Annotated in this window: 10 protein-coding genes; 5 read left to right on the top strand and 5 right to left on the bottom strand. The window is 59.1% G+C overall.

Annotated features, from left to right (window positions below):
* Positions 1–24 precede the first annotated feature (24 nt).
* Positions 25–453 (bottom strand): PaaI family thioesterase, encoded by a 429-nt coding sequence (locus B4F73_RS06385; RefSeq protein ID WP_206992510.1) that lies wholly within the window; start codon positions 451–453, stop codon positions 25–27.
* 107 nt (positions 454–560) lie between these two features.
* On the opposite strand from B4F73_RS06385, the gene B4F73_RS06380 reads away from it, so the two are divergent.
* Genes B4F73_RS06380 through B4F73_RS06370 form a run of 3 tightly spaced genes read left to right on the top strand, consistent with a single transcriptional unit; the run spans position 561 to position 3,214 of the window.
* The gene (locus B4F73_RS06380) at positions 561–1,721 is read left to right on the top strand and encodes an acyl-CoA dehydrogenase family protein (RefSeq protein ID WP_034814156.1); all 1,161 of its coding nucleotides are present in this window, start codon (positions 561–563) and stop codon (positions 1,719–1,721) included.
* 3 nt (positions 1,722–1,724) lie between these two features.
* On the top strand, positions 1,725–2,960 hold the full coding sequence (locus tag B4F73_RS06375; protein WP_290482775.1) for a serine hydrolase domain-containing protein: 1,236 nt from the start codon (positions 1,725–1,727) through the stop codon (positions 2,958–2,960).
* Positions 2,957–3,214, top strand: a complete 258-nt coding sequence (locus tag B4F73_RS06370) for a DUF3253 domain-containing protein (RefSeq protein WP_290479087.1) — start codon at positions 2,957–2,959, stop codon at positions 3,212–3,214. Before B4F73_RS06375 ends, B4F73_RS06370 begins: the two co-directional genes overlap by 4 nt.
* A gap of 5 nt (positions 3,215–3,219) precedes the next feature.
* Here B4F73_RS06370 and B4F73_RS06365 read toward each other — a convergent pair whose 3' ends face one another.
* From B4F73_RS06365 to B4F73_RS06355, 3 genes are all read right to left on the bottom strand, one after another.
* Positions 3,220–3,720 (bottom strand): SixA phosphatase family protein, encoded by a 501-nt coding sequence (locus B4F73_RS06365; protein ID WP_206992512.1) that lies wholly within the window; start codon positions 3,718–3,720, stop codon positions 3,220–3,222.
* Complete coding sequence (locus B4F73_RS06360) at positions 3,720–4,214, bottom strand: DUF3291 domain-containing protein (RefSeq protein WP_206992513.1); 495 nt, start codon at positions 4,212–4,214, stop codon at positions 3,720–3,722. The genes B4F73_RS06365 and B4F73_RS06360 overlap by 1 nt, the downstream gene beginning before the upstream one ends.
* A 91-nt stretch (positions 4,215–4,305) precedes the next feature.
* Entirely contained in the window at positions 4,306–5,103 is a 798-nt protein-coding gene (locus tag B4F73_RS06355) for an enoyl-CoA hydratase/isomerase (RefSeq protein WP_206992514.1), read from the bottom strand.
* A gap of 148 nt (positions 5,104–5,251) precedes the next feature.
* Between B4F73_RS06355 and B4F73_RS06350 the strand changes: the two genes are divergently transcribed.
* Positions 5,252–6,688: a coniferyl aldehyde dehydrogenase gene (locus B4F73_RS06350; RefSeq protein WP_290482774.1), complete on the top strand. Its 1,437-nt coding sequence runs from the start codon at positions 5,252–5,254 to the stop codon at positions 6,686–6,688.
* A 70-nt stretch (positions 6,689–6,758) separates the two neighbouring features.
* Here the strand turns inward: B4F73_RS06350 and B4F73_RS06345 are convergent, their stop codons facing one another.
* A complete protein-coding gene (locus B4F73_RS06345) occupies positions 6,759–8,282 on the bottom strand; it encodes a DEAD/DEAH box helicase (protein ID WP_290482773.1) in 1,524 nt (507 codons plus the stop codon).
* 178 nt (positions 8,283–8,460) lie between these two features.
* On the opposite strand from B4F73_RS06345, the gene B4F73_RS06340 reads away from it, so the two are divergent.
* Positions 8,461–9,485, top strand: a 1,025-nt coding sequence (locus B4F73_RS06340; RefSeq protein ID WP_290482772.1) for a magnesium transporter CorA family protein, incomplete at its 3' end; no start/stop codon positions are given.

Raw genomic sequence — 9,485 nt, 5'->3', positions numbered from 1 at the left:
CGAGATCCTGATATGGCGGGTGGCTCATGTGCGTTTCTTTCGTTTCTTGATTGTGCCGGAGAAGTTGAGGACGGGGCGGCCATTCGCGGTGACAAGGCCGCGCACGAAGGTGATGGAGCCCCCCTTGCGGAGCACTTCGCCGCGCGCCTCGATATATTCGCCTTCCAGCGCGCCATCCAGAAATTCAGACGTGAAGGCGACCGTGACTCCATATTCGCCCTCCATGCCGTCATGCGCGATCGCGAACAGGGAGAAGTCACCGAACGCCATCAGGCAGCCGCCATGCATCACGCCGCCCGCATTCATATGCTTGCGTTGTGCCCGAAAGGCCGCGACCGGGCCATCATCGTCAATCTTGAAATAGAACGGACCGGCGGCATCGTGTTCAAACGGCTCGTCGGGCCATGTCTGCCAGCCGGCAAACTCCCCGGTTTGGACTGTTTCTGCGGTCATTCCGCCTCCCTGCTGTTTTTCCGGCACGATACCGCACAGTCACCCTTCGACAAGCGTGCCGTTGGGGCATAGATTACGCGGGAAGGTATATAATCGGAGGAAATCGTATGGCATTCGATGCCGAAATCCGCGCGGCGCTGATCGAGCAGGTCCGCCGCTTCGTGACCGAGAAATGCGTGCCGATCGAGGCGCAAGTGGGCGACGAGGACGAAGTTCCGCAGGCTGTGGTCGATGAGATGAAGAATCTCGGCCTGTTCGGCATTGCGGTGCCGGAAGAGTATGGCGGCCTCGCGCTGGACATGGAGACCGAGGCGCTGGTGGCGTTTGAGCTCGGCCAGACCTCTCCAGCCTTCCGCAGTGTGGCCGGCACGAATATCGGTATTGGGAGCCAGGCGCTCGTCCTGTTCGGGACCGACGCGCAGAAGGAAAAATGGCTGCCGGGCATCGCGTCAGGCGATCTGATTGCGAGCTTTGCGCTGACCGAGCCGGAAGCGGGCTCTGATGCGGGCAGCCTGACCACAAAGGCAATCCGTGACGGCGATCATTATGTGCTGAACGGCACCAAGCGCTACATCACCAATGCCAACAAGGCGGACCTGTTCACAGTCATGGCGCGGACCGATGTGGATACGCCGGGCCCAAAGGGCGTGTCAGCCTTTGTCGTGGAACGCGACACACCGGGCGTGTCGGTTGGTGTGCCGGAAAAGAAGATGGGCCAGCAGGGCGCGCACATTTGTGACGTGATCTTCGAAGATGCCCGCGTGCCAGCCGAGAACATCATCGGCAAGGAAGGCGAGGGCTTCAAGGTTGCGATGAGTGTGCTCGACAAGGGACGCCTGCACATCTCAGCCGTAGCGACGGGCGTGTCGAAACGCCTGATCCGCGAGATGGTGAATTATGCCCTCGAGCGGAAGCAATTCGGCACGGCCATCATGAACCACCAGATGATCCAGGCGATGATCGCTGACAGCCAGGCTGAGACTTATGCGGCGGAATGCATGATCATGGATGCCGCGCGTCGGCGCGATGCGGGCGAGGATGTCACCCTACTCGCCTCTTCCACGAAACTGTTTGCCACCGAGGCGTGCGGCCGGGTGGCTGATCGTGCGGTGCAGGTGTTTGGCGGCGCAGGCTATGTCTCCGACTATGGCATCGAGCGGTTCTACCGCGACGTGCGCATCTTCCGCCTGTATGAAGGCACCAGCCAGATCCAGCAGATCATCATCGCACGCGAATTGGCCAAGGCGGCCAAAGCCGGGAGACTTTAAGCCATGTTCGAACACGATTTGACCGACCCGCATGATGTGGGCCTGAATGCCGAACGGCTTGCAGCCATTCCGCAATATTTCCAGCAGAACTATATCGACCGAGGCAAATTACCATGCGTGGCGACATTGGTGTCACGCGGGAGCGAGGTGGCGCTGGAGGATTATTCCGGCACCACGCATATTGGCGAAGGCGAACCGATCGGTCCGCATACGATCTTCCGAATCTATTCCATGACCAAGCCAGTCACGTCGCTGGCGGCGATGATGCTGTTTGAGGAGGGCAAGTTGCGCCTGGACCATGAAGTTTCGCGCTTCATTCCCGAGTTCGCGGACGTCCAGGTTTTCGACGGAGGCAATCGCGAGGATTATACGACCCGCGCACCTGACCGCCCGATGACAATCCTGGACTTGTTCACGCATACATCGGGAATCACGTACGGCTTCCTGATGCAGGACGAACCTGACGCGATCTATCGCAAGCACAAGATCGGTGCGCCGACCGAAACCTTGCTGGAAATGAGCCAGCGGATCGCGAAACTGCCGCTCTCATTCTCGCCTGGCACACAATGGGGATATGGGCATTCCATTGACGTGCTCGGCGCGATCGTCGAAATCGTTGCGGGGCAACCTCTCGATGAGTTCTTCCGGGAACGTATCTTTGGTCCACTTGGCATGGATGATACCGACTTCTGGGTGCCGGAGAGCAAGATTGACCGGTTGATGGCATGCTACAACAAGCATCCGTTGACTGGCGAGATATCGATGTCCGATGCCGCTGGCAAGGAATCGAAGCTCTATAGCAAGCGTCCGAAACTACTGAATGCTGGCGGCGGTCTGGCCTCTACCGTGCGGGATTATCACCGTTTCTGCCTGATGCTGATGCGTGGCGGTACGCTGGACGGCGCCCGCATCATCAGCCCGAAGACGTGGGAGTTCATGCGCCAAAATCATCTTCCGGATGGCAAGACGATCAAGGAGATGGGAGACAAGACGTTCTCCGAAGCGCGGATGGAAGGCAATGGCTTCGGGCTCGGGGGCTCTGTGCTGACTGATCCGGTTGCCTCGATGCAGCCTTCCAGTCTGGGCAATTTCAGCTGGGGTGGCCTTGCGTCCACCTTCTTCTGGATCGACCCGGAAGAAGAAATGGTCGTCATCCAGGCGACACAGATGATCCCTTCAGGCACCTATCCGATCAGGCCACAATTGCAGCAACTCGTTTATGCGGCGGTGGACTGGTGAGCGAGGAGAAAGCGAACCCGGTCAGGCAGGCGATTCTAGATCTGACCACAGAAGCTGGTCCGGGCAAGACGATCAGTGCTGAACAGGCAGCGCGCGCCGTGAGCGATGCGAATTTTCAACGTGTGCTGAAGGATGTGCGGGCAGAAGCCGTGCGCCTGCACAAGGCGGGCACAGTCTTGATCTATCGGAAAGGCAAACCTGTCGAGGATCCGGATGTGTTCAAGGGCGTCTATCGGCTGGGCCTTCCAGCCTGACGGAGCTAGTTTCCATAGCGGCGGATTTCTGTCTGGAATCCGCGGCCTTTGGAAGTCAGTACATAAAGGCGGTCATACTCAGTGGCCTCGACAATCGGCGCGCCGGGTTTGCCGCCGAGTGCTTTGACGAGTTCGGGCGTGGTGTTGGAATGGCCCACGACGAGGATGTTTCCGGGCGTCGCGCGGAGCATGTTCGCAAAGGTCTCCAGATTACCGGCGTCATAGGGCAGCACGGTGAGGCCAGTGGCCTTGGCAATTGGAAGAGCTGTCTGTCGCGTGCGCCGGGTATCGGTTGAGTAGATCGCTGTAAGGCCGGCCTGCTTCAATTCGTTTGCGAGAATATCAGCCCTGGCCCGACCGACAACCGTCAGGTCCGGATCGTCTCCGGCGGCTTTCTCTGCGTGGCGGACCAGATAGATTTGGCGGGCATCTGGCGCAGGCGACGAGGCGCACGCCGCTAATGGGATCGACGCCAAAAGCCCGAGTGCAAGTCTCCGTGTCAGCATCAGGCTGCCACCGGTTTGCGGATCGGGCGCTCAAGGGAAAACGCCGATTCTGTCGGACCGTTCTGCCTCAGGGATTGCAGCCTCTCCCAGCCATCCTGCATCGAGAAGCGCTCACCCCGCGGGGCCCACCAGAGTACGAAGCTGGCCCCGTCACTGCGGTCCAGACTGTCGGACAGACGGCGCATCCCGGGTGGGTGTGTGCGTCCATTGTAAGAGAACTCTTTCAGGGCTTCGATCGATGTCCAGCCAGCCATGGTGCACACATCCGGCGCAGCCATGTCGCGGGGATAAGGAAAGGCATCTTGCATGCCATACCAGTCACCATTTGGGCGCCGGATGCCGTGCGTATGCCAATGCATGCCGTCAAACGAGTCCGCGTCAGTGAAGATACGGGGCAAAATTGCCATGAATACCCGGACGAATTCATTCTCCATGTTGAACGCGCCTAATGGGCGCGCGCAATTGAAGTGAATCAATCGGTATTCCGTCGTCATTGAAATGTCCCCGTCCAATTTGGACAGGGATATGACAAAGCCGTTTCGCAATTGTTAAGAGAAAACGGACGGCAAAAAATAAACCTTCCGGCTACTTCCCTTTAAACTCTGCCGGGCGTTTCTTGAGGAATGCGGTAACGCCTTCCTTGAAGTCATCCGTGCGCCCAGCAGTGCGTTGAGCGATGCGCTCGTCGTAGATGGCTTCGTCGAAGTCGGATTCGCAGGCTTTCCAGATCAGCTCGCGTGCCAGAGACAGGGCGATGGTCGGGCCGGTTGCCAACTTCTCGGCCATTTCCAAAGCCGTGGGCATCAATTGGTCATCCTCAACGATGCGATTGACCATGCCCCATTCCAACGCTTTTTCCGCAGGGACCTTATCGCCGAACAGCGCCATTTCCATTGCGCGCACGCGGCCGATCGTGCGGGCCAGAAGCCACGTCGATCCGCCATCTGGTACGAGGCCTATGCGGCGGAAGGCTTGAAGGAAATAGGCGCTCTGGGCGCAAACCACGATGTCGCCAACAAGTGCGAGTGAACAGCCGACGCCAGCAGCGGGACCATTCACGGCAGTAATGACCGGATGCGGATGTTCCTTGATGGCCTGCATCAGCGGATTGTAGTGCGTTGTGAGGGCGCGCCCCGCATCTGGCTTGGAGCCTTCATGGCTGAGTTGTACGCTGAGACCGCCGGGGCCGAGATTCGCGCCGGAACAGAAGCCACGACCTGAGCCGGTCAGAATAGTGCAACGCGCCTCGTCCGCTGCCACTTCGAATGCGTGGAGCAATTCCTGCGCTGTATCGACGCCGCAGGCATTCAGCGTGCTTGGATCATCAAAGCTGATGACGGCGATGTCGCCTTTCAGCTCATAGGAAATTTTTGTGTAGGCCATGTGTTCCGCTCCCGATGGACGTTTTTTTACACCCTATTGTGTCGTCTGGCCCGCGTGAACGCCTGACCCAACGGAAATGTTTTTTATTTTGTTCAGGGGTCAATGCGCGTTACACTCAGGTGAGGAAACGACCCAAAGGAAGAAATACATGGCCCTAGATAGTGCTACCGGATCCGGCATGAGCTCGATACTGAGCCGCCAGAAAGCCGCACATATTCGCGACGGCATTCCCTCCGTTTCGAAACGAATCGAATGGCTGGACAAGTCCATCGACCTTCTGGTGACGCATGGCGACGCTCTGGCCGAAGCCATGCGGGAAGATTTTGGCCATCGATCTGTGGACCAGTCGAATTTGACCGATATTGCCGGGTCTATCGGCGCGCTCAAATTCTCGAAGAAGCATGTCGCCAAATGGATGCGGCCTGAGAAACGCAAGGTCGAATTTCCGCTTGGCTTGCTCGGCTCGCGCGCGGAGCTTCAGTTCCAGCCAAAGGGCGTGATCGGTGTGATCAGCCCCTGGAACTTCCCGGTCAACTTGACCTTCGCGCCGCTGGCGGGCGTGTTCGCTGCTGGCAATCGCGCGATGATCAAGCCATCGGAATTCACCGAGGCGACCTCAGAGCTGATGAAACAGCTGATTGGTCAGTATTATGACGAAGAAGAAGTGGCGGTCATCACGGGCGGTCCGGAAGTGGGCGCGGAATTCTCCAAGCTTGCTTTTGACCATATGGTCTTCACGGGCGCGACGTCGATTGCGCACCACGTCATGCGTGCCGCAGCAGACAATCTCGTGCCGCTGACGCTGGAGCTTGGCGGGAAAAGCCCGGTCATCCTCGGGCGGTCGGCCAATATGGAAAAAGCGGCAAGCCGTATCATGGCGGGCAAGACTTTGAACGCAGGCCAAATCTGCCTGGCTCCAGACTATGCCTTCGTGCCGCAGGAAAAGACCGCAGAATTTGTGGGCGCGGCGACCAAAGCCATTGAGACGATGTATCCGTCGGGCCTGAAAGACAATGACGACTACACATCAGTCGTGAACCAGCGCCATTATGACCGGATCATGAGCTATATCGAGGAAGCGCGCGAAAAAGGCGCGGAGGTCCACGAGCTCAATCCGGCGGGAGAGAACTTCTCCCAGCAGCCGCACCGCAAGATCCCGCCGCACATTATCGTCAATCCGGGCGATGATTTGAAAGTTATGAAGGATGAAATTTTCGGTCCGATCCTGCCCATCAAGTCTTATGGTGAAACAAAAGATGCGGTGGCATATGTAAACGCGCATGACCGGCCGCTTGGGCTTTACTATTTCGGTGAGGACTCGACCGAGAAAGATTACGTGCTGAACAATACGACGTCGGGGGGCGTGACCGTGAATGACGTCATCTTCCATGTCGCGCAGGAAGACCTGCCCTTTGGCGGTGTGGGTCCATCCGGCATGGGCAGCTATCACGGTCGGGACGGCTTCATGGAGTTCAGTCACAAGAAGTCAGTGTACACGCAAACGGGCAGTGAGATGCTGGCCATGATGCGCCCGCCTTATGGCGACAAGTTCCGGGGTCAGGTGAAAGGCCGCATCAAGCGCTAGGCTCTGTTTCCGGAAACAAGAAAGCCCGCCGGCAATGCTGGCGGGCTTTTTCTTTTGCGGTCTGTTCGAACTAGCGTTTCAGGAATGCTGGAATGTCGCTGCCGAAGCCTTTGACCTTTTCAGGAGCCGGATCGAGGATAGGGTCGTCATCCTTGCGCTTGCGGTCCCGTTCGCGATCGCGTTTTGGCTTCGCCGCACGCTCGCGCTTTGGCTTCTCTTCCGGGCGATCATCGGTCTGGGCATCGGACTTCGGTTCAGTCTTTGCCTTGGGCTCTTCAGCCTTGGCCTTAGGCTTGGACTCGGCGGGAGTTGCCTCTTCCAGCTTGTCGGTGTTCTCGTCGCGCCGACGGCTGCGCGAGCGACCTCCGCGTGATTTGTCGTCACGACTGCCTGACCGGGAACGGCCACGGCTGCGACTTTCATCCGGTGGCAGGTCTCCGAGTTCCTCAAGCAGGCCCTCGGGCATATAGTCCTCGACATCCTGCTGGATCATCTTGAGGACAAAGCCCCAGGATTTTTCGTCCGACGGTGACACAACCGTGAAGCTTTCGCCCGTACGCCCGGCGCGGCCGGTCCGCCCGATCCGGTGAACATAATCCTCGTCTTTGGGTGGCGGCGAATAGTTGAAGACATGCCCGACGTCCGGAATGTCTAGCCCGCGTGCGGCGACATCCGACGCTACGAGCAGCTTCAGGTCGCCGTCACGGAAACGCTGCAGCACTTGGGTGCGGAAGGCCTGCGGCAGGTCGCCATGAATGGCGGCGGCGTCGTGGCCATGCTTTTGCAAAGAGGCCGCGACGATATCGACTTCGACCTTCCGGTTACAGAAGACGATGCCGTTCTTCACGTCGCGGGACTCGATCACGCGGCGCAGCGCGGTGCGCTTGGCCTTCGCGTCATTGGTCGGAATGTGGACCACGTGCTGTGTGATCGTCTTGGCGGCGTCCGTCGGACGGGCAACTTCGATCTTGACCGGGTCGCGCTGGAAGGTCTTCGCCAGTCTCTGAATATCGGTCGGGAAGGTTGCCGAGAATAGCAGAGTCTGCCGTTTCGCCGGAATTTTGGAGACAATCTTCTCGATGTCGGGAATGAAGCCCATGTCGAGCATGCGGTCGGCTTCGTCCAGCACCAGAAACTGGGTCTGGCCAAGCGACAGGGCGCGACGTTCGATCAGGTCGAGCAGGCGGCCCGGCGTGGCGACGAGAATATCGACGCCGCCCGACATGGCCCGCACCTGGCGGAACTGGTTCACGCCACCGAAGACGACGGTCTGGCGCAAACGAGCGCCCTTGCCGTAGCTCTCGAAGCTCTTGGAAATCTGCATCGCCAGTTCGCGCGTCGGCGCAAGAATGACGGCGCGGGCTTCCTTCGGGCCGGGCCGCGAGCGGTCGGCCGTCAATTTCTGCAGGATGGGCAGCGCAAAGGCAGCCGTCTTGCCGGTGCCCGTCTGTGCGAGGCCGAGCAGGTCGCGGCCTTCGAGAAGTGCCGGAATGGACTGCGCCTGAATGGGGGTGGGGTTAACGTAGTTCTGCTCCGCGAGGGCGCGGCAAATCGGCTCGGCAACGCCGAGATCGGCAAAAGTTACAGTCGTCATATTTACTTTGGATCTTTCAAGTCAAACGTCGTGCGCCCGGCCACAATGGCCGGCGCTTTAACGCGGTTTCTTGCCGCGTTCCAACGCGCTTGGAATCGGGAAGGGTCGAATCGTTCGGGGGTCAGGCGGTGCCGAAGGGCAACCGCAAAGCGCGCACACGCGAACGATTGACTGTGACATGGGCCTTTTACGGCCAAATGTCAAGGAATTAGCGGAAGACGATATCGCCGGAACGAGCTGGAACGGATTGTCCCGGTCGCCGGGGACGGGCATCATCCTCTCGATCGCGACAGGAGAAGCGGCAGATTCGATGATAACCGCCTATGTTCCCGCCAACGGGATGTTGAAAGCCGCCGAGGTTGCAGCGGGTGCCCCGATCCCGGAAGGGGCGGTCTGGATCGATGTGCTTTCTCCTTCCGACGACGATCTCGCCTTTCTCGACAAGGCGCTCGGTCTCGATGTGCCGACGGAAGAGGACATGCTGGAGATCGAGATGTCGAGCCGCCTCTATCATGAGGACAATGCGGCCTATATGACCGCCACGATGATCACCCAGGCCGACACGCCAAACCCGCTCAGCGTGCCGGTGACATTCGTGCTTGCCGGGCACAGGCTCATCACGCTTCGTTATGCGGAGCCTCTGCCTTTCCGGCTCTACGCCGCTCAGGCGCAGCGCCATGTCATGCCCTGTTCGACGGGCGAGGACGTACTGGCGGGATTGCTCGATGCGATCGTCGACCGGATCGCAGACATTCTCGAGCGTGTTCAGGGCGATATCGAAACCCTGTCGCGGGAAATCTTCGATCATGAAAGGCGGGCGCGAAAGGATTACAACGCCATTCTCGCGCGTGTCGGGCGCGGCTATGCGCTGACCTCGCAGGCGCGGGAAAGTCTCGTCAGCTTCGGGCGTCTCGTCAGTTTTGTTGCGCGTCCAACCGAGACGAAGTTCTCGAAAACGGCGGAGCGCGGCTTCAAGACGATCACGCGCGATGTCACCGCGCTCAGCGATCATGCGAGCTTCCTCGCGAACAACATCAATTTCGTTCTCGATGCGACACTGGGTCTCATCAGCAACGAACAAAACAATGTGATCAAGATTTTCTCGGTCGTCGCGGCGGTGTTCCTTCCGCCGACCTTGATCGCGAGCAGCTATGGCATGAACTTCGAGATCATGCCGGAACTTCACTGGACCTATGGCTATCC

Origin of the sequence: Hyphomonas sp. UBA3601, assembly GCF_002375605.1 — a bacterium.
GTDB lineage: Bacteria > Pseudomonadota > Alphaproteobacteria > Caulobacterales > Hyphomonadaceae > Hyphomonas.
Note: the sequence above shows the minus strand (reverse complement) of the source record. Positions and strands in the feature narration are given on the sequence as shown.